Source organism: Azospirillum sp. 11R-A, from assembly GCF_049472615.1.
GTDB lineage: Bacteria > Pseudomonadota > Alphaproteobacteria > Azospirillales > Azospirillaceae > Azospirillum > Azospirillum palustre.
The window spans coordinates 33,120-52,920 of sequence record NZ_JBCEBL010000010.1; the positions used below are offsets into that span (position 1 = coordinate 33,120).

Annotated in this window: 22 protein-coding genes; 10 read left to right on the top strand and 12 right to left on the bottom strand. The window is 65.8% G+C overall.

The annotated features are described in order from the left end of the window. The first annotated feature begins 15 nt into the window (after positions 1-15). Positions 16-915, top strand: a complete 900-nt coding sequence (locus VH569_RS15440; RefSeq protein WP_423316143.1) for a lytic transglycosylase domain-containing protein — start codon at positions 16-18, stop codon at positions 913-915. A gap of 37 nt (positions 916-952) precedes the next feature. Continuing rightward, positions 953-1,810, top strand: coding sequence for an alpha/beta fold hydrolase (locus VH569_RS15445; protein ID WP_423316282.1), 858 nt, complete (start codon positions 953-955; stop codon positions 1,808-1,810). Positions 1,811-1,830: 20 nt separating this feature from the next. Here VH569_RS15445 and VH569_RS15450 read toward each other — a convergent pair whose 3' ends face one another. Beyond that, positions 1,831-3,000 carry an alpha/beta hydrolase gene (locus VH569_RS15450; RefSeq protein ID WP_423316144.1) on the bottom strand — a complete coding sequence of 390 codons (1,170 nt, stop codon included), beginning with the start codon at positions 2,998-3,000 and terminating at the stop codon, positions 1,831-1,833. Positions 3,001-3,189: 189 nt separating this feature from the next. Here VH569_RS15450 and VH569_RS15455 point away from each other — a divergent pair, with 189 nt between their 5' ends. Beyond that, positions 3,190-3,693 carry a hypothetical protein gene (locus VH569_RS15455; RefSeq protein WP_109051747.1) on the top strand — a complete coding sequence of 168 codons (504 nt, stop codon included), beginning with the start codon at positions 3,190-3,192 and terminating at the stop codon, positions 3,691-3,693. A 33-nt stretch (positions 3,694-3,726) separates the two neighbouring features. Here the strand turns inward: VH569_RS15455 and VH569_RS15460 are convergent, their stop codons facing one another. Continuing rightward, the gene (locus tag VH569_RS15460; RefSeq protein WP_423316145.1) at positions 3,727-4,383 is read right to left on the bottom strand and encodes a GNAT family N-acetyltransferase; all 657 of its coding nucleotides are present in this window, start codon (positions 4,381-4,383) and stop codon (positions 3,727-3,729) included. Positions 4,384-4,774: 391 nt separating this feature from the next. Here VH569_RS15460 and VH569_RS15465 point away from each other — a divergent pair, with 391 nt between their 5' ends. Further along, positions 4,775-4,945: a hypothetical protein gene (locus VH569_RS15465; protein ID WP_423316146.1), complete on the top strand. Its 171-nt coding sequence runs from the start codon at positions 4,775-4,777 to the stop codon at positions 4,943-4,945. Between the two features lie 88 nt (positions 4,946-5,033). Here the strand turns inward: VH569_RS15465 and VH569_RS15470 are convergent, their stop codons facing one another. The 4 genes from VH569_RS15470 to VH569_RS15485 form a co-directional block, all read right to left on the bottom strand. Then, positions 5,034-6,380 (bottom strand): protoglobin domain-containing protein, encoded by a 1,347-nt coding sequence (locus tag VH569_RS15470; RefSeq protein ID WP_423316147.1) that lies wholly within the window; start codon positions 6,378-6,380, stop codon positions 5,034-5,036. A 354-nt stretch (positions 6,381-6,734) separates the two neighbouring features. Beyond that, positions 6,735-7,625: an RNA polymerase sigma factor RpoH gene (gene rpoH, locus VH569_RS15475; protein WP_109051750.1), complete on the bottom strand. Its 891-nt coding sequence runs from the start codon at positions 7,623-7,625 to the stop codon at positions 6,735-6,737. Between the two features lie 716 nt (positions 7,626-8,341). Further along, positions 8,342-8,752, bottom strand: a complete 411-nt coding sequence (locus tag VH569_RS15480; protein ID WP_109096302.1) for a MucR family transcriptional regulator — start codon at positions 8,750-8,752, stop codon at positions 8,342-8,344. 34 nt (positions 8,753-8,786) lie between these two features. Then, entirely contained in the window at positions 8,787-9,062 is a 276-nt protein-coding gene (locus VH569_RS15485; protein WP_012974184.1) for an HU family DNA-binding protein, read from the bottom strand. A gap of 435 nt (positions 9,063-9,497) precedes the next feature. Between VH569_RS15485 and VH569_RS15490 the strand changes: the two genes are divergently transcribed. Then, a complete protein-coding gene (locus VH569_RS15490) occupies positions 9,498-10,490 on the top strand; it encodes a TerC family protein (RefSeq protein ID WP_423316148.1) in 993 nt (330 codons plus the stop codon). Between the two features lie 54 nt (positions 10,491-10,544). Here VH569_RS15490 and VH569_RS15495 read toward each other — a convergent pair whose 3' ends face one another. The 6 genes from VH569_RS15495 to VH569_RS15520 form a co-directional block, all read right to left on the bottom strand. Next, on the bottom strand, positions 10,545-11,003 hold the full coding sequence (locus tag VH569_RS15495) for a hypothetical protein (RefSeq protein ID WP_395457946.1): 459 nt from the start codon (positions 11,001-11,003) through the stop codon (positions 10,545-10,547). A gap of 1 nt (position 11,004) precedes the next feature. Further along, entirely contained in the window at positions 11,005-12,957 is a 1,953-nt protein-coding gene (locus VH569_RS15500) for an acetoacetate--CoA ligase (protein ID WP_423316149.1), read from the bottom strand. Between the two features lie 240 nt (positions 12,958-13,197). Beyond that, positions 13,198-13,797, bottom strand: a complete 600-nt coding sequence (gene plsY, locus VH569_RS15505; protein ID WP_423316150.1) for a glycerol-3-phosphate 1-O-acyltransferase PlsY — start codon at positions 13,795-13,797, stop codon at positions 13,198-13,200. 4 nt (positions 13,798-13,801) lie between these two features. Continuing rightward, positions 13,802-15,097 carry a dihydroorotase gene (locus tag VH569_RS15510; protein ID WP_109051756.1) on the bottom strand — a complete coding sequence of 432 codons (1,296 nt, stop codon included), beginning with the start codon at positions 15,095-15,097 and terminating at the stop codon, positions 13,802-13,804. Next, positions 15,097-16,071 (bottom strand): aspartate carbamoyltransferase catalytic subunit, encoded by a 975-nt coding sequence (locus tag VH569_RS15515; RefSeq protein WP_098739924.1) that lies wholly within the window; start codon positions 16,069-16,071, stop codon positions 15,097-15,099. The genes VH569_RS15510 and VH569_RS15515 overlap by 1 nt, the downstream gene beginning before the upstream one ends. 57 nt (positions 16,072-16,128) lie before the next feature. Then, positions 16,129-17,016: a transcriptional regulator GcvA gene (locus VH569_RS15520; protein WP_098739923.1), complete on the bottom strand. Its 888-nt coding sequence runs from the start codon at positions 17,014-17,016 to the stop codon at positions 16,129-16,131. A 185-nt stretch (positions 17,017-17,201) separates the two neighbouring features. On the opposite strand from VH569_RS15520, the gene VH569_RS15525 reads away from it, so the two are divergent. The 5 genes from VH569_RS15525 (at position 17,202) to VH569_RS15545 (ending at position 19,775) form a co-directional block, all read left to right on the top strand. Beyond that, positions 17,202-17,441 (top strand): DUF1127 domain-containing protein, encoded by a 240-nt coding sequence (locus VH569_RS15525; protein WP_423316151.1) that lies wholly within the window; start codon positions 17,202-17,204, stop codon positions 17,439-17,441. A 3-nt stretch (positions 17,442-17,444) separates the two neighbouring features. Next, positions 17,445-17,894 carry a GFA family protein gene (locus VH569_RS15530; protein ID WP_423316152.1) on the top strand — a complete coding sequence of 150 codons (450 nt, stop codon included), beginning with the start codon at positions 17,445-17,447 and terminating at the stop codon, positions 17,892-17,894. Further along, a complete protein-coding gene (locus VH569_RS15535; RefSeq protein ID WP_377809463.1) occupies positions 17,891-18,304 on the top strand; it encodes a GFA family protein in 414 nt (137 codons plus the stop codon). Before VH569_RS15530 ends, VH569_RS15535 begins: the two co-directional genes overlap by 4 nt. 218 nt (positions 18,305-18,522) lie before the next feature. Further along, on the top strand, positions 18,523-18,870 hold the full coding sequence (locus VH569_RS15540) for a cupredoxin domain-containing protein (protein ID WP_423316153.1): 348 nt from the start codon (positions 18,523-18,525) through the stop codon (positions 18,868-18,870). 62 nt (positions 18,871-18,932) lie between these two features. Further along, the gene (locus VH569_RS15545) at positions 18,933-19,775 is read left to right on the top strand and encodes an FTR1 family iron permease (protein WP_423316154.1); all 843 of its coding nucleotides are present in this window, start codon (positions 18,933-18,935) and stop codon (positions 19,773-19,775) included. Positions 19,776-19,801 lie beyond the last annotated feature (26 nt).

Sequence of the window (19,801 nt, forward strand, 5' to 3'; positions counted from 1 at the left end):
CAGGAGGGTCGTGGCTTGTTCGTTCGTCGTGTCTTGATGGTGCCGCTGATTGCGCTGGCGCTGGGTGGCGTCGGCATCGGGTCGGTGTCCATCGCCGCGGCGGCGGATGCGAAATCCGCAACGAAGCCGAACGCGGTGGCCGAACTGCCGCCGCCGTCTCTCAAGACCAGATCAGGCGATTGCGAACTGGCGGAGCAGGGGAACGCCGATGCCGCGTTCCGGCTGGCCCGCCGCTACCTGTTCGGCAAGGGGGTGCGCAAGGACCGGCGGCTTGGCACCGCGTGGCTGCGCGCCGCTGCCTCGCGCGGACATCCGGAAGCGCGGCGGCTGGTCAATTATGTGCCCGGCCGCATGGGGCGCATCCGTCCCTGGTGCCGCCCAGGCGCCGGTCCGGTGCGGGAGATGGGTCCGCCTCCGGCGGAGGTGGTGGCGCTGGTCAACGGCATCGCGCCGAAATACGGCATCGACCCGGCGCTGGTGGTGGCAGTGATCCAGGCGGAAAGCGCCTTCCGCACCGATGCGGTGTCGCCCAAGGATGCCGCCGGGCTGATGCAGCTGATCCCCGACACGGCCGACCGCTTCGGTGTCGGCGACGTCTTCGACCCCAAGCAGAACATCACCGGCGGGGTGAAATACCTGCGCTGGCTGCTGGCCTATTTCCAGGGCGACGTGACGCTGGCACTGGCCGGCTACAATGCCGGGGAGGGGGCGGTCGACCGTTACAAGGGTGTTCCGCCCTATGACGAGACGCGCAACTACGTCCGCATCATCCGCCGCATCTACGACAATACCCGCCATCCCTTCGACGGGTCGGTGGCGGAGCCGTCTTCGGCCATGCCGGCCATCCGTGCTGCGGCGGAACGCGCGGTCGAGGCGGAGTTGCCACGCGGCGCCAAATCGCCGAAAAAGGGATAGTCCCGTCAATCCTGAACAGGAGTGCCCGCCCGTGCCGATGTCCGAACGCAACGTCCTCGGCCTCAGCGCCGCCGGGTTCCACCGGATGGCTTACACCCAGTGGGGGCGGGACGATGCCGCGCGCACGGCGGTCTGTGTCCATGGGCTGACGCGCAACGGCCGCGATTTCGACCGGCTGGCGCTGGCCCTGGCGGATGGCTGGCGGGTGGCCTGTCCCGACGTGGTCGGGCGCGGCCGCAGCGACTGGCTGCCGGTGCCGGCGCTCTACGGCTATCCGCAATACTGCTCCGACATGGTGGCGCTGATCGCCCGCATGGGGGTGGAGACGGTCGATTGGATCGGCACCTCGATGGGCGGGCTGATCGGCATGACCCTGGCGGCGCAGACCAACAGCCCGATCCGCCGCATGGTGATCAACGATGTCGGTCCCTTCATCGCCCAGGCCGGGTTGCAGCGGATCGCCGATTATGTCGGCAAGGATCCGGTGTTCGAGGATCTGCCGGCGTTGGAATCCTACCTGCGTTTCGTGCTGATGGGCTTCGGCACGATCGGCGACGAGTGCTGGCGCCACATGGCACAGCACAGTGCCCGGCCGCTGCCCGACGGGCGTTTCCGCCTGGCCTACGATCCGGCCATCGGCGACGCGTTCAAGACGGCGCCCATCGGCGATGTCGATCTGTGGGCATTGTGGGATCGTGTGCGCTGCCCGGTGCTGGTCCTGCGCGGCGCGGACTCCGATCTGCTGAGCGCCGAAACGGCGGAGCGGATGGCGGAGCGCGGGCCGGGGGCTGCCGGTCTGGTGCGGGTGGTGGAGATTGCCAACACCGGCCACGCCCCCTCCCTGATGACGGACGAGCAGATCGCCATCGTCCGCAACTTCCTGGCGGAGGGCTGAGCGCCCTCTGGAGCAGGCGATCAGTTCACCCGGCGCAGCACCGTGTCGAGCCGGCCATGGCCGTCCTTGTCGAGCCAGCTGGCGGCGACACGGCCGTCCGGGCGCAGGCGGTAGCGCAGGATGTTGCGCCCCTTTTCATCGAAGACCAGCTCGCCATTCTCGATCCGGCCCTTGCGGCGCACCCGCTCGGCGGGCTGGTCCGATTCCATGCCGGCGCCCAGCACATAATCGGCATAGACGGCGTCGCCTTCGGCCTTTTCCACCGACAGGGCGACCTCGCGGCCATTGATGTAGCTGCCGTACCACATGCCCATGTAGGGGCGCAGCGTGGCGGTCGCGTCGTTGCCCCTGGCGGAGCCGGAGGAGTTCGCGGGCAGGGCGGCCTGCAGCATCTCGGCGCTCGGGCTGCGGCCCCAGGTCTCGTCGCAGGGCGGGTCGTTGGGCGTCGGCGGCTCCTCCGCGAAGCGGACGATGCAGGCGCCGAAGCGGCGAACGAACAGCCCGGTGTTGGCGGCGCCATGGCCGGTCAGCAGCGACGGCTGGTCGACGATCAGGCTGCTCAGCCCGCGCTGGCTCAGGATGTTGCGGGCTGGCTCGGCGCGCCCGCCCGGATCGAAATCGTCGCCATGGAAGAAGAACATCATCACCCGCGCCCGCCGGACCTCGCGCAGGATCGGCCAGAGCTGGGCGGCGTTCTCGCGGTAGCTGTCGAACGCCTCGGTGAAGTTGCCGAAGGCGGCCGGGGCGGTGGCGATGACGGCGTCGATGGCGTTGGTCTGGCCGGCGGCGATCAGCGAGATGAAGGCACCGAAGGACTGGCCGGTCAGGGCGACCCGGCGATAGCCCTTGGTCTTCAGTGCCTCCGAATAGCCGGCGAGCGCGCGGGAGCTGTTGGGCAGGGTGTCGCTGACCCTCATGCGGTCCAGCCGGTAGACGTCCCAGCCGGCGTCGCGCATCGCCTTCATGTAGAGCGGGGTGGGGGCTTCCGAATCTTCGGAGTCCACCGAGCGGCCGTGGCTCCAGACCACCGCGCCTCGGGCCTTGGCCGGACCAGCCAGCGAGGCCTCGCCGTAGGCGGACTTCAGAACGATCTGGGCGGTTGCCGGGCGGGCGACCGTCAAGCCCCCGGCGACAGCCAATCCGATCGTCGCGACCAGTGCGAGAACAACCCCCCGAATCGTCCGCCTCATGCCCAGCGACCCCCCTGAACTGCATAGTCGCTTCAGGATTGCCGCCGTTCGTTAACGCGACCTTTCCATGGTTTTCACTGTCACGGGCGGCCGTTTTTTGTCACAGGTAAATTTCGCAAATAAGAATGACTCGCAATTAGAGAAGGGAAGCGGTAGAGTGTTCCTGCAACCGGATGAAGGAGCATCGGCATGTGCGGGACGGTGGAAGAGGGGCGGTATTCGCCTTGGACGGTGGCGGACCTGACGACCGCCGAACGGGCGCTGCTGACCGGTGTGCGCCAGTGGTTCCGTGCCGGCACCGCCGGGGCGATGGCATCGATGCGTATCGGGCTGAATGTGGCTGGCGTGCCGAACACCGCACTGCTGCCGCTGTTCGCCCTGCTCGGCACCTTTGCGGTGTCCGGTGCCCGCCGGCCGGAGATCCGCTGCCCGGCCTGCAGCCGGATCGGCATCGACGAAGCCGCCCTGCTGGATTCCCTGGCCGCGGTACAGAGCGGCGACGCGGAAATGGCGGCGCAGCTGTTCGACCGCTGGCTGCCGCCGGTCGCACTGCTCATGGCGACCGACGCGATGGTCGAACTGGGCGGCATCCTGGATGGTGCGCGTATCTTCCTGCCGCGCCGGCGGGTGGCGCGTCTGGTGACGCCGGCAACCGGCCCCACCATGGGCGATATGGCGATGGCGGCCGAATAGACGGCGGCGAGATAGATAACGGCGGCGCCGGGGTCAGTCGCCGGCCATCTTCAGGCTCCGGCTGCGGTCTGAAGGGATGCCGGCCGTGCCACTGGCTTCAGGCAGCCGTTTGTGCAGAAGCCACTGGTCGATGGCGACGCGGACCAGCCGGCCTTCCGGCGTATGGTAGAGAAACTGCCCGCGCTCCCGCCCGCAATGTTCATAGCCCAGCCGTTCGTAGAAGGGCAGCACGCCGACATTGTCGCGGTCGACGCCCAGTTCGGCGAAGGGCACGCCGCGCTGGATCACCACCCGCTCGGCTGCCCGCACCAGACGGACACCGATCCCGATCCCACGAAAGGGTTGGAACACCCGCAGTGCCCATAGGGTCGCACGGCCGCTCGGCCGCTTGCGCAGGAAATCGATGCAGATCTGGCCGACCGGGAAACCGTTGACGTCGGCCAGCAGCATGGCGCCGTCACCGCGTTCCTGAAGACGGAAAGCGCCGGCGATGATTTCGCGATGGGGTGTGTGCAGACCGTACCATTCGAGCGTCGGCAAATCCTCCTGCCTTGCCGGACGGATGGTCAGCGGCAAGTCGAGTTTCTCGCTGTTCCCGCCTTCGCTGCTGTCCTCCTCTGCCGTATCCAGTCCGAAGTGAGCGGTGGTGGCTGTGCCGCAGATGCCGACGCGGCGCTGTGCTGTTGCCATGATGCCGATGCCTCGCAGGTTTTTCCCCGCACTGTGCCGCCGATGGATCGGGTGGCGGCTTCGCTGACAACCCTACACGCCATGCGGACGTTCCCACGCTGCGCGGTTGGGATAAGGCTTTCGGTGGGACACCCCTTTTCCGTGGCTCCGTATAAAACAAATAAAATTTGATGATAATTAACAACAGGCTGTTGCTGGTGGTGTTCTGAAGAGGGTCGGTACTTACGGATGAAAGGTGACCTATGAAAACGGCGGCGGGTTGAATGCCGGAAGTCTTATTGACGTTAGAGGACGCAGTTTGATAAATCTGCGGGCAGAGGCAAAATCTCTATCGTATGAAGAATAAAACAGTTTTACCTAAAATTTGCTTCATCGGGCGGGGGATTGAATCATGACGAGAATCGTCAATCTGGGACGTACCGGTTTATTCGTGGCGATGCGCGGTGGAGTTATGACCAGCCTGGGCGGTCACAGCCATTGGCGCAGCGCCGACGAGGTTCGCCAAGCCGCGCTGGCGGAGAATATTCCGGTCAGCGATCTTGTTGTCCGCACGCTGGCTTGAGCGGTCGCATTGCGGCCAAGCCTGGACAATGAAAAAGGGCGCGTTCCTGGGAACGCGCCCTTTCCTCTAACTTGGACCGTGAAACGGATCAGCCGGCGCGGACGCGGGTCAGGAAGCGCTCGACCTCGGATCTCAGGGTTCCCGACTGGCGCGACAGTTCGTTGGTCGCCTCCAGAACCCGGCGGGCCTCTTCACCGGCATTGTTGGCCGAAGCATTCACCGCGACGATGGTTTCGCTGACCTCGCGGGTGCCGATAGAAGCCTGCTGCACGTTGCGGGCGATCTCCGTCGTGGCGGCGCCTTGCTCTTCCATGGCCGTGGCGATGGAGGTGGAGATCTCGTTGATACGGGCGATGGTGCCGGAGATGGAGCGGATGGCCCCGACGGCCTCCTGGGTCGCCCCCTGAACGGCGCCGATCTGCGAATTGATCTCCTCCGTCGCCTTGGCGGTCTGGTTGGCGAGGCTCTTCACCTCGCTCGCCACGACGGCGAAGCCCTTGCCGGCCTCACCGGCACGCGCCGCCTCGATTGTGGCGTTCAAGGCAAGTAGGTTGGTCTGGCTGGCGATGTCATGGATCAGCTTCACCACCTGCCCGATGCGGCTGGCGGCATCGGCCAAGCCCTGCACGGTGGCGTTGGTCCGCTCGGCCTCGGTCATCGCGGCGTTGGCGATGGCGGCCGACTGGGTCACCTGATGGCTGATTTCGCCGATGGAGGCGGTCAGCTCCTCGGCTGCGGCGGCAACGGTCTGGATGTTGACCGAGGCCTCCTCGGCGGCGGCGGCGACCTGGGTCGACTGCTCGCTGGTGATTTCCGCCGTGCGGCTCATCGCCTGGGCAGTGCCCTGAAGCTGTTGGGCGGCACTCGCCACCGCCTGGACAACACCCTTCACCTCGCGTTCGAAGCTGTCGGCGGTGCTGCCCAGTTCCCGCGCGATGATCGCCGCGGTGTTCAGATCGATATAGACGGAGGTGGCGAGGTCCATGTCCAGGAACACCGCCTTGTTGATCGCCTGGAGAAGCTGCGACAGCTTTTCCGGCTTCTTGCGGTGGATCTGGGTCGCCAGCTCGATCAGCTTGTTCAGGGTGAAGCAATAGGCGCCGGTGTACCAGCGCGGTTCGAGCCCGATGCGCTGGTGGGTCTGGCCGATCTTCAGGACCTGATTGACGTAGGCCTCGTCGAAGGTGCCGGTGAAGACGTTGCGCAGCCAATGCTGCTTCTGCAGGTCGCGGGCGCGGCCGGTCACCGCCGGATTGACCAGCATCGGCGCCACTTGCGGCACGGCGCGCAGGTAGCCGTAGAACTCTTCGAGAATTTGATCGATGCGCTGCGCCAGATAGGGCTGGAACTCCCGCAGGGTTGCCTTCGTCGCCTCGTCGATGCGCAGGAAGGTGATGCGGTCGATGATCGATTGAGTCTGGGCAGCGTTCGACATGGAGCCCTCTCCCATTTGTGATATGACTAGCGTACTAAGAATTGGCGAAAATGCAATCTTTCCCGCGGGCCGCACATCATGCGCAAGCATTCGCAACTTTGAACTTGTCACTTTGTCGCATGACATCTTTAAGCGGCAGCAAACGCAATGGTTTGCGGCCGGCTGGGATCGAAGCCGAAACGGTCCACAAAAGAAAATGCCGGCGGGGCCATGGGCACCGCCGGCGTGAAGGTTACAGGTCTGGAGGCAACAGGCGGGCCGACAGCCCGCTGGAACGATGCGGAGCGCGGCATAGCCGGTCCCGCATATGTCCCGTCCGGCAGCGCAGCAGCCGGACGGGAGAACGATGTCCGGTCAGGCCACCATCGGGGTGACCGGGCGGCGCAGGGCCTGCGCGGCGCTGAGCACCGCCTTCTGGAGCTTTTCGAAAGCCCGCACTTCGATCTGGCGCACCCGTTCGCGCGAAACCGAGAATTGCTGGCTCAGCGCTTCCAGGGTCGAGGGGTCGTCCTTCAGGCGGCGTTCGAAGAGGATGCGGCGTTCGCGGGCGTCCAACCGGTCCAGCGCCTGTCCGACCAGCCGGCGGCGAAGCGCCAGTTCGTCGGCCTCGGCCAGCATGGCGTCCTGGGTGGGCCGGTCATCGGCCAGCAGTTCCAGCCAGTTGGTTTCGCCATCGGACGAGAGGGTGGCGTCGAGCGAGCTGTCGTTGGCGGCGAGACGGCGGTTCATCTCCACCACCTCGGTCTCCGGCACGTCCAGTTCGGCGGCGATGGTGGCGACGGTCTCCGGCGACAGGTCGCCCTGCTCCAACTCTGCCATCTGGCTCTTCAGGCGGCGCAGGTTGAAGAACAGCTTCTTCTGCGCGGCGGTGGTGCCCATCTTCACCAGCGACCAGCTGTGCAGGATGTATTCCTGGATCGCCGCGCGGATCCACCAGGTGGCGTAGGTGGCGAAGCGGAACCCGCGCTGCGGATCGAATTTCTGGGCCGCCTGCATCAGGCCGACATTGCCCTCTGCGACCAGATCGACCAGCGGCAGGCCATAACCGCCGAAGCCGCGGGCGATCTTGATGACGAGGCGGAGATGGCTGCCCACGAGCTGTTCCAGGGCCTGCGGATTCCCGCGCTCACGCCAGGCGATGGCGAGGTCGCGCTCGACATCCGGGGCAAGGATCGGGAAGCGCTTCGACTCCTCGATGTAGCGGGTCAGGCTGGCGTTTTCACCGGTCAGCAGTTTCTTCAGCACGCGATTGCCTCCTCTCCAACGCTTCCCGGAACGGCCTCTTTTCCAAGACCGGCCCGGTCGGGGCCCATGGCGGGGATCGCCTAAGAGGCGATGATCCATTGGCGGACGCAGGAATATCGTCCGTCTCTATCGGCTCTGGCCGGCTTTGGTTTGTGGTGGGGTCTGTATTTTGCCTGTCGTCTTAAGGAACTGCGTCCTTATGACACTGTTAATGTGGCCGCAGAAATGCGACCGATCAACCCTGTAAAGGGCGTGTTCCGGGTGTTTTTCGGCGTATACCCAGGCTCTTCTTCCACCCGCACCGGCAGTCTGGAGGAGGAGCCATTTCTATGACCCCTGACCTTCGGCCGGGTGACTTACGGGCGAGCGGTTCATCCCCAGTCGGCCGGTCGAACTTAGGACCGGACCTCATCGCCATACCGCATCTGCGAAAGGGAACGGGGGCAGGCAGTCCCCCGGTCGACCGAATTGGCGGGAGGCGACTATGCCTCTGCGATGAGGATGGTGATAGAACCGCCCGTGGTCCTTCAACCATACCGGAACCCTAGATGGGAAGGCCGAGCCGCTTCGCCACCCGAACATTGGTCATATGACGACAATGGGCAACGGGGTAGCCCGGGTGGAGTGAGGCAGCGGCGGGCGGAGCCGGGTGTGGGCGAAGAAAAAGGCGCGTCCCGAAGGACGCGCCCGATCGAGCAGCGATGGGCGGAAGGCCGTTATTCGGCCGCCGCACGCTTGCGGCCAAGCCCGAGCTTGGTCGCCATTTCCGAACGCGCCTTGGCGTAGTTCGGGGCAACCATCGGGTATTCCGGCGGCAGGCCCCACTTGGCGCGGTATTCGTCCGGCGTCATGTCGTAGACGGTCTTCAGATGCCGCTTCAGCATCTTCAGCTTCTTTCCATCTTCCAGACAGACGATGAATTCCGGCGTGACCGACTTCTTGATCGCGACGGCCGGGACCAGTTCGGCCTTGGCCGGGGCCGGCTTGTCGTCGCCCAGATTGCGGAAGGCGATCTGGACGCTGTTGATCAGCGTGGGCAATTCCTGAACCGGCACCGAGTTGTTGCCGACATAGGCGGCAACGACCTTGGCGGTCAGCGATTGCAGTTCGGTTTGATCGATGGTCATGGCTGCGATCCCTTGTGACGCGGATGCGGGCGGATCAGCCGTTGACCAGATCGCGCAGCTGCTTGGCCGGCTTGAACTTCGGAGCCTTGGAGGCGGCGATCGCCACGACTTCGCCGGTGCGCGGGTTGCGGCCTTCACGGGCGGCGCGCTCGGCCACCTCGAAGATGCCGAAACCGGCCAGGCGCACATCTTCGCCGCGGCCCAGCGCGCCGGAGATGCCCTCGAACACAGCCTGAACGACCTTGGCCGCGTCGGCCTTCTTGATGCCGGCGTTGGTGGCGACGGTTTCGATCAGCTCGGCCTGGTTCATGCAAAACTCCATTTGTTCGGTTTGGTTTCGGTTTTTCGGAGTTATTGGCAGAACGGCACCATCCGCACAAGAGCGAACACAGATCGGGCAACCGTTGGTGTTTTTCTTGCGCGTCATTCGTTCGCCATCTGTGGCGTCGCTGCATCAAGTACCGGGTCCGGATGGCGTTTCGTTCGCCACCGCCGCAGATTTCCAGGGCTTCGGCATCCCAGGAACGCTGTCGGGGCTGCGACTCGCAAAGGTCAGCGAAAGACGCTGAGCGATGCTTTTGCTTGGCGGGTGCGTTCGCTCCTTATCGCGGTCTTGACCCGTGGCAGAGCGACACCATCTGCTGGCAAGTTCGGGTCCGGGCCCCTCTGGCGATCGAGGCGTCGGTCGTGATGTCGGAACCGCTTGATCTCTCCGCTCACGCAGCGTCATCAAGTGGGTTTTACGATGGACAGTTTGTTAGCGACTGTTTTTCTCGAATTTTTGGGAAAACCGGTCTGGATTTGGTTGGTATTCGTCGGCATTGTCCTGACCCTTCTGGTGCTGGACCTGGGTGTTCTGAACCGTCGCGACCATGTCATCGGCGTCGGCGAGAGCCTGAAGCTCTCCGCCTTCTACATCGCTGTGGCGATGCTGTTCGGCGGCTGGGTCTGGTGGTCGATGGGCGGCGAAGCCGGCTTGCAGTATTACACGGGCTTTTTCGTCGAAAAGAGCCTGTCGCTCGACAACGTCTTCGTCATATCGCTGATCTTCAGCTACTTCGCCGTGCCGCGTGAATTGCAGCACCGGGTGCTGTTTTGGGGCATCCTGGGCGTCATCGTGCTGCGCGGCCTGATGATCGGCGCTGGTGCGGCGCTGGTGTCGGAATTCTACTGGATCCTCTATGTCTTCGGCGCCTTCCTGCTGCTGACCGGCATCAAGATGCTGTTCGCCAAGGACGAGGAGACCAACCTGGGCGAGAATGTCGCGCTCCGGTTCGTGAAGCGCCACATCCGCGTCACCGACCGCTTCCACGGCCATCGCTTCCTCGTCAAGGAGCCGGTGGGCGACAGCGGCGCGATGCGCTGGACGGCCACACCGCTGCTGCTGGCGCTGATCATGGTCGAACTGGCCGATCTGGTCTTCGCGGTGGACAGCGTGCCGGCGATCTTCGCCATCACCACCGACCCGTATCTGGTCTATACCAGCAACATCTTCGCCATCCTGGGCCTGCGCGCGCTGTATTTCGCCCTGGCTGCGATGGTCCACCGCTTCCGCTACCTGAAATACGCCCTGGCGCTGGTGCTGGTGTTCATCGGTGGCAAGATTTTCTACACGCAGGTCTTCGGCAAGCCCGACCCGCTGATCGCGTTGGGCGTTACGTTCGCCTTGATCGGCGGTGGCGTGCTGGTGTCGCTGTGGAAAACCAGCCGCGAAAACAAGGCGGTGGCGGCCGAGTAACCGCGACGCTCGACGCTGGGGGGCGGCACGCTGGTGCCGCCCTTTCCGTCATTCTCAGAACCCCAGCTTCGCCAGTTCGGCGATGCTGTCCGCGGCATTGCGGTGGAGGATGAAGCATCCGCCGGCCGTTTCCCAAGGCTCGCGGGCCTTTTCGCGGTCATCGACCAGGATGGCGCCGGGACTGGCGTAGCGAGCCTTGTCGCGGGCCATGCAGGTGATGACCGGGACGTCGGCCCCCAGCATGCGGGCGACCCAGCGCGTCTTCTGTTCCGGCGCCCAGCTGCCCAAAGGCAGGCCGGTCAGGATGGTCGGCCGGTGCGGCGCGCAGAAGCTCCAAAGCTCCTGCGCGTCGTGCATGAACTCCAGCGTGCCGAAGAAGTCGGCATGCCGGGACAGCGCCCGCCACATCTCCTTCATCGCCAGCTGTTCCGGCCGCTTGCCGGTGGCCGCGACGACGCCGCGGTCGAAATCGGCAAGCACGCCGTCGAGGTCGAGGAACAGCGGCGGCGCCATGTCAGGCCCCGCTCAGCTCCGTCCGCTCGCGGAACTCGTCGAGCGCCTGCGGGTTGGACAGCGCCTCCGTGTTCTTGATCGGCCGGCCGTGGACGGCGTCGCGCACCGCCAGTTCGGTGATCTTGCCCGAGCGGGTGCGCGGGATGTCGGTGACCTGCACGATCTTCGCCGGGACATGGCGGGGCGAGCAGTTGTCCTTGATCCGCTTGCGGATGGTGGCGGCAAGAGCCTCGTCCAGTTTCATCCCCTCGCGCAGCACGACGAACAGCACGACGCGCACGTCGCCGTCCCATTCCTGGCCGATGCAGACCGCCTCCATGATCTCCGGCAGCTGTTCGACCTGGCGGTAGATCTCCGCCGTGCCGATGCGCACGCCGCCGGGGTTGAGCACCGCGTCCGAGCGGCCGTAGATGACCCAGCCGCCATGCTCCGTCTGCTCGATGAAGTCGCCATGCACCCAGATGTTGGGGAAGCGGTCGAAATAGGCGGAGCGGTATTTCGAGCCGTCCGGATCGGCCCAGAAGCCGATTGGCATGCTGGGGAAGGGGCGGGTGCAGACCAGTTCGCCCTTCTCGCCGCGGACGGCGTGGCCGTTGTCGTCGAAGGCCTCCACCGCCATGCCGAGGCCGCGTGTCTGGATCTCGCCCTTCCAAACCGGAGAGATCGGGTTGCCCAGCACGAAGCAGGACATGATGTCGGTGCCGCCGCTGATCGAGGCGAGATGGAGATCCTGCTTGATCGAGCGATAGACGAACTCGAAATTCTCCGGCATCAGCGGAGAGCCGGTGGAGGCCAGGGCGCGGACGCTGGCGAGAGAATGGGTCTTCATCGGCTCCAGCCCGGACTTTTCCAGCGACTGGATGAACTTGGCCGAGGTGCCGAACAGCGTCACCTGCTCAGCATCGGCATAGTCGAACAGGATGTTGCCGGTGGGGGCGAAGGGCGAGCCGTCATAGAGGACCAGCGTGGTGCCGCTGGCCAATCCGGTCACCAGCCAGTTCCACATCATCCAGCCGCAGGTGGTGAAGTAGAACAGCCGGTCGCCGGGCTTGAGGTCGCAGTGCAGCCGGTGCTCCTTCACATGCTGAAGGATGGTGCCGCCGGTGCCATGGACGATGCATTTCGGCTTTCCGGTGGTGCCGGACGAATAGAGGATGAACAGCGGGTGGTCGAATTCGACCCGTTCGAAGGTCGGCTCGGCCACCGGATAGGGCGCCATGAGGTCGTGGAAGCCGACGGCACCGGGGATCGCCGACAGGTCGGGATCCTTGTCGACATAGGGGACGATGACGGTGGCGACGACGGTCGGCAGGTCCTTGAGGACTTCGGCCACCTTGGCGCGGACGTCGTGGCTCTTGCCGTTGTACCAATAGGCGTCGGGGGCGAAGACCACCTTCGGCTCGATCTGGCCGAAGCGGTCGGTGATGCCCTGGATGCCGAAATCGGGCGAGCAGGACGACCACACCGCGCCCAGGCTGGTGGTGGCGATCATCGCCGCCAGCGTTTCCGGCATGTTCGGCATGATGGCGGCGACGCGGTCGCCCTTGCCGACGCCCCTGGCCTTCAGCGCCTGCTGAAGGCGGGAGACGGTGGCCTTCAGTTCCACCCCGCTCCAGCGGTACTTCACCTTGTCCTCGCCCCAGAAGCAGACCGCATTGTCGTCCGGCGCGCCGGCCAGCAGGTTCTCGGCATAGCTGAGGCGGGCTTCCGGGAACCAGCGGGCGCCCGGCATCCTGTCGCCGTCCAGCAGATCGACGGCGCCGAGATCGCCGGTCAGCCCAGCCCATTCCCACAGGAAGCGCCAGAACCGTTCCTTCTCCGCGATCGACCAGTTGTAGAGCGCGTCGTAATCGTCCAGCCGCAGTCCGAATCGCGCATTCGCCGCCTCGCGGAAGACGGTCAGGTTGGCCTGCGCGATGCGCTCCTCACTCGGGCTCCACAGCGGAGTGTCCATTCTCGGTTCCCTCAGCGTCTCGTTTTCGACCGGCCCCAGCGGCCGGCTTTCCTGCCGGGTTGCTTGTTCGTGCCCCGGATTGCCGTGCAGCATAGCGCATGGCCGCACCGGTTGTCTGCGTCCGGGTGGGCGAAATCGGATAGGGTGGAGGAGGGCAAGGGTAACGGAATCAAGGCGCTGCAAACGAAAAGGGCGGGGAGTTTCCTCCCCGCCCCATCTGATCGTTCTATCTGGCTGCGGTCAGGCGGCCTTCTTCTTGCCGGCGCCGATCTTCGGCTCCTCGCCTTTCAGCAGGCGCCGGATGTTCGCCTCGTGACGGATGAAGACCAGCACGGCGATGAACAGGCAGAGCCCGGCGACCAGCGGTCCGCCGAAATACCAGCCGGTCAGCGGGCTGAGGCCGAGAGCCGTCAGCGCCGACAGCGAGGAGATGCGGAACAGCGCCGCCATGACGATCCAGGTCAGGCAGGCCAGCAGCCCGACCGGCCAGCACACGGCCAGCAGGACGCCGATTGCCGTCGCGACACCTTTGCCGCCCTTGAAGCCGAGCCAGACCGGGAAGCTGTGGCCCAGCATGGCGCCGCCGGCGGCCAGAACCGCCGCTTCCGGCCCGGCCCACCACAGGGCCAGCAGCGCCGCGATGGCGCCCTTGCCGCTGTCGAGCAGCAGGGTCGCCAGCGCCAGCGGCTTGTTGCCGGTGCGCAGCACGTTGGTGGCGCCGATATTGCCGGAGCCGATCTGGCGGATGTCGCCCAGACCGGCCATCCGGGTCAGCACCAGCCCGAAGGGGATCGAGCCCAGCAGGTAGCCCAGCAGGGCGGCAAGCACGAGGGTCAGCACCGGATCAGCCCTCCGCCTGCCAGACGGTGCGGCCGTCGACGATGGTGCGCAGCGGCCGGCCCTGGACCGGACGGTTCTCGAAGGGCGAGTTCTTCGACTTCGACTTGAAGCGGCTGACGTCGATCTGCCACGGCACGTCGGCATCGAAGACGACCAGATCGGCCGGCCCGCCCTTGACGATGCGTCCCAGGGGCAAGTCGAGGATGGCCGCCGGGTTGGCGGTAACGCAGGCCAGTGCCTTCAGAAGCGGCATCCTGCCCTTGTGCACCAGTTCCAGCGTCAGCGGGAACAGGGTCTCCAGCCCGATGACGCCGGGGGCGGCCTGGGCGAAGGGCAGGCGCTTCTGGTCCTGGTCCTGCGGCACATGGTCGGACGCGATGGCGTCGATGGTGCCGTCGGCCAGCCCCTCGACGATGGCGCGGCGGTCCATCTCGCCACGCAGCGGCGGCGACACCTTGGCATAGGTGCGGTAGTCGCCGACGTCGGTCTCGGTCAGGGCGAAGTAATGCGGGGCGGTGTCGCAGGTCACCTTCAGCCCGCGCGCCTTGGCGCGGCGGATCAGGTCGACGGATTCGCCGGTGGTGACGTGGGCGAAGTGCAGGCGCCCGCCGGTCAACTCGGCCAGCCGCAGGTCGCGCTCGATCATGATGATCTCGGCCTCGCGCGGGATGCCGACGAGGCCGAGGCGGGTGGCGATCTCGCCGGAATTCATCATGCCGCCCGACGCCAGCGACGGCTCTTCGGGGTGCTGGACGATCAGCTTGCCGAAGGTCTTGGCGTAGCTCAGCGCCCGGCGCATGGTCTTGGCGCTGACGATGGCCTTGATGCCGTCGGTGAAGGCGACCGCACCGGCCTGGCCGAGCAGGCCCATCTCGGTGATCTCGTTGCCTTCGGTGCCGCGGGTGGCGGAGCCGTAGGCGAAGACCTTGACCAGCTTCACCTCGCGGGCACGCCGCGCGATGAACTCCAGACCGGCGACCTCGTCCAGCACCGGGTCGGTGTTGGGCAGCAGCGCCATGGCGGTGATGCCGCCGGCAGCCGCGGCGCGCGACGCGCTCTTGATCGTGTCCTTTTCTTCCTCCCCCGGCTCGCCGATCAGCACCCGCATGTCGACGAGGCCGGGAGCGAGGCACTGGCCGGCGAGGTCGATCACCTCCGCACCCTCGGGTGTGGAGTCGTTGAACAGGCCGGGGCCGAAATCGGCGATGGTCTCGCCATCGATCAGCAGGTCGCCGCGCTGGTCGAGGCCCGTCGCCGGGTCGAGCAGGCGGGCGTTGCGGTAGACGGTACGCGCACTCATCAGACGGCTCCCGCAAGGTCGGACTGGCGGCGTTCACGGGTCAGCAGGTCGAGCACGGCCATGCGGACGGCCACGCCCAGTTCCACCTGATCGAGGATCATCGAGCGCTTGAGATCGTCCGCGACCTCCGAATCGATCTCCACGCCGCGGTTCATCGGACCGGGATGCATGATGACCGCGTCGGGCTTCGCCACCTCCAGCTTCTCGTAATCGAGGCCGTAGAAGTAGAAGTATTCCCGGGTGGAGGGGACGTACTGGCCGCTCATCCGCTCGGTCTGCAGGCGCAGCATCATCACCACGTCGGCGTCGCGCAGGCCGGCCTTCATCGAGTGGTGGACCTCGACGCCCAGCCGTTCGATCTGCGAAGGCAGCAGGGTCGGCGGCGCCACGCAGCGCACCCGGGCACCCATGGCGTTCAGCAGGTGGATGTTGGAGCGCGCGACGCGGCTGTGCAGGATGTCGCCGCAGATCGCCACGATCAGCCCGTCCAGCCGGCCGAGGCGGCGGCGGATCGCCAGCGCGTCGAGCAGGGCCTGGGTCGGGTGTTCGTGGTGGCCGTCGCCGGCGTTGATGACGGAGCAGTTGACCTTGTCGGCCAGCAGCTTGACGGCACCTGAATCGGCGTGGCGCACCACCAGCGCGTCGAGGTGCATGGCGTTCAGCGTCATCGCCGTGTCGATCAGGGTCTCGCCCTTCTTCACCGAACTGCTGTCGGTCGACATGTTGATGACGTCGGCCCCCAGTCGCTTGCCGGCCAGCTCGAAGCTGGTGCGGGTGCGGGTGGAGTTCTCGAAGAACAGGTTCACCTGCGTGCGGCCGTCCAACAGGTTGGACTTCTTCACGGGGCGGCGGTTCTGCTCGACATAGCCATCGGCGAGGTCGAGAATCTGGGTGATCTCGCCGGCCCGCAGCCCCTCGATTCCGAGAAGGTGGCGGTGCGGGAAGACCGTGTCGGGGGGCGGGTTCGCGCTCATGGCCGCGGACTATAGGAGCGGTCCGTTACGCCCGCAAGCCGCTCCATGCGAAGGGTTTCACACCGCTCCCGCCTCTTCGAACAACCAGTCGTAGAAGGCCTTCACCTTGGGCCGGGAAAAGTAATGCTGCGGCGCCACGACATAATAGGCGAGGCTTCCCGGCAGCCGCACATCGAACAGGCGGACCAGCCGCCCGGCGGCGATGTCGTCGGCCACCAGCACACCGCGGGCGAGTGCTATGCCATGGCCGTTGATCGCCGCCTGGAGGGTGAAGGACGAATCGTCGAACCGCAGGCCGCGTTCGGTGTCCACCCCCTCGATCCCCGCCACCCGGCACCACACCGCCCAGGAAATGTTGTAGTCGTCGTGCAGCAGCGTGTGGTGCCGCAGATCCTCAGGATTAACCAGCGGCCGCTTGCCGGATAACAGAGACGGATGGCCGACCGGGAAGATGTCCTCGGTCAACAGCCGCTCCACCCGCAGATCCGGCCACAGTCCGTTGCCGAAGCGGATCGCCAGATCGACGTCGTGCCGGGCGAAATCGACCACCTGCGCCGTGCTGTGGACCCGCACATCCATATCGGGATGACGCTTTTGGAAGCGGACCAGCCGCGGCACCAGCCATTTGGACGCGAAGCTGGGCATGGTGGAGATGGTCAGCGTGCCGCTGCTGTCGGCGCGGATCAGCCGGTCGGTCGCCTGGGACAGCGTGTCCATCGCCTCGCGCACCGGCGGCAGATAGCTCTGCCCGGCCTCGGTCAGCGCCAGCGCCCGGTTCATTCGGCGAAACAGCGGTAATCCGAGCCACTCCTCCAGCGCCTTGATCTGGTGGCTGACAGCGGCCTGCGTCACATGCAGTTCCTCGGCGGCTTTTGTGAAGGAAAGATGGCGGGCGGCGGCTTCGAAGGCGCGCAGCGCGTTCAGCGGGGGCAGGCGGCGGGACATGGGGCGGTTCTGGACCGGAGGTGGATTCGGATTAGCAAAGCTAATCGATTCTATGAGAAAGCGTCGTTTGTCGGCAAGCGTCCTGTGCCCCATTCTCAGCTTCACAAGCAATCACACTGAACGGAGCGGCGAGGCTGAGGCCCCGCTCCCCATCCAGCGAAGGAAGTCGGATCATGGCAAAGGGCATGACAAAGGGAACGCAGTCGCAGTTTTCCGCCGCAGAGCTGTTCGTCCGCAAGCCGGTGCAGGCCAATCCGGGCTTGGGCGAACGCGTGGTGTCGCTGTTCGACCGCCTCGCCACCTGGAACGAGCGCCGCCGGCAGCGCCGCGCGCTGGAGGCCTTGCCCGATCACCTGCTGTCGGACATCGGCATTTCCCGTGCCGACGCCGACTATGAGGCCGAGAAGCCGTTCTGGCGGGGGTGAGCGATGACCGACGCAACGGCAGGAGGAGAGCGGGTCTGGACCGGCGGTTGCCTGTGCGGCGGCGTGCGCTATGCCATCGACACGCACCCGGAGTCGATCTCCTTCTGCCACTGTTCACAGTGCAGGCGACAGCATAGCCATGTCGGCGCCTACACCGGTCTGCCGCGTGCGGCGTTGCGTCTGCTGAACGACGCCACGCTGACATGGTATGCCTCTTCCGACCGGGCGCGGCGTGGCTTCTGTGCGCGTTGCGGTGCCGGGCTGTTCTGGGAGGCGCTCGACCAGGGCGATGCCGAGGGCGGGCCGCGCATCACCGTGACCGCCGGCAGCCTGGACGATGCGTCGGGGCTCCGGGTCGAGCGCCACATCTTCGTCGACCACAAGGGCGCCTATTACGACATCGGCGACGACGGCGTCGAACGCCGGGCCAGCACGGGAGAGACGGTGGAATGAGCGAACAGGGCAGGGCACTTTCCGGGGGCTGCCTGTGCGGCGGCGTGCGTTTCCTGCTGGCCGAGCGGCCGGACGGGGTGGTGACCTGCCATTGCGGCCAGTGCCGCCGTTTCCATGGTCATATCGGCGCCTACATCACCGTGCCGCGCGACACCGTCACCTTCGATGCAGATGCGACCCTGTCCTGGTATCGCTCCTCCGACATCGCGGAGCGCGGATTCTGCGGTCGGTGCGGATCGTCGCTGTTCTGGAAGGGCGACGGCAAAAGCGAGATCGAGATCGCCGCCGGCAGCCTGGATCAGCCGACCGGGCTGACGACGCTCCGCCATGGCTATGTCGCCGGCAAGGCCGATTATTACGAGATCACCGACGGGCTCGAGCAGTTTCCGGGTTCGTCGGAACCGGAATAGAGGGCTGGGGTTTCAAGCGCGGAAAGTTGCCAAGGAAAATTGGCAAGGAAAGTTGGTAGGGACATTTGTTTGTGGACGGCCGCATTCCTGCTGGGTGCGCGTTTCCGTCGCAGGTGCGTTGCGGAGCCTGCGGGTGCCTTTTCATTTGACCCTGGATGGCTGGGGTGAGAATGATTTTCAGAAGCAAAAGGCCCACCAGCCCCTGAGGTTTTCCGCGAATGCGCCGTGTCTCCCTGCTGTCTGCCGCCTGCGCCATCGCCATGTCCGGCGCGGCTTTTCTGAACGCCGTTCCGGTCCGGGCCGACGATGCGATCACCATCGTCATCAAGGACCACAAGTTCGAACCGGCCGAGGTCAAGGTGCCTGCCAACAAGCGGGTGACCCTGCTGGTCGACAACCAGGACGCCACGTCGGAAGAGTTCGAAAGCGGCGAGATGAAGGTCGAAAAGATCGTCGGCGGTCGCAAGCAGATCAAGGTCATGGTCGGTCCGCTGAAGCCGGGGCGCTATCCCTTCTTCGGCGAGTTCCACGAGGCGACGGCGCAAGGCGCCGTAATCGCCGAGTGACACAGTCTTAAGACCGTTCGACGCAGTCTTAAGTCAGAGACCGCCCCGTACCGGAGACGACCATGCTCGCCAGTCTGATCATCGTCTTTCGCGAGGTCCTCGAAGCGGGCCTTATCGTCGGCATCGTGCTGGCCGCCACCCAGGGGGTGGCCGGGCGCGGCCGGTGGATCGCCCTTGGCATCGTCGGCGGCATCGTCGGGTCCTGCGTCGTCGCCGCCTTCGCCGACGGCATCAGCTCGCTGTTCGCCGACACCGGGCAGGAGCTTTTCAACGCCACCGTCCTGCTGATCGCCGTGGTCATGCTGGCCTGGCACAATGCCTGGATGGCGCAGCATGGCCGCGAACTGGCGCGCGACATGAAGGCGGTCGGCCATGCGGTACGGAGCGGCGAGAAGTCGCTGGCGGCTCTGGCCATCGTCATCGGCGTCGCCGTTCTCCGCGAGGGGTCCGAGGTCGTGCTGTTCCTGACCGGCATCCTGGCGTCGGAAGAGGGCGGCATCGCCACCGTGGCCGCCGGCGGGCTGGGCGGCATGGCGCTGGGCGCGCTGGTCTCCGTCCTTCTTTATGTCGGGCTGGTGCAGATCCCGACGCGGCACCTGTTCGCCACCACCACGTGGCTGCTGACGCTGCTGGCCGCCGGCATGGCCGCCACCGCGGTCAATTTCCTGGCGCAGGGCGGCATGCTGAATGCCGGCGGGACCGTGCTGTGGGACAGCTCGGGCATTCTGCGCGACAACAGCCTGATCGGGCAGGCGCTGCATGTTCTGGTCGGCTACACCGACCGTCCGACCGAGGCGCAGTTGATCGCCTATGTCGGCGTGGTCGTCGGCATCCTGCTGCTGACCCGCTGGGCGGCCGGCAATTCGCCGTCGAACCGGTCGCGGGTGGCGTCAGCAGCGGAATGATCAATAGCATGAAGGTGTAAGGCCGG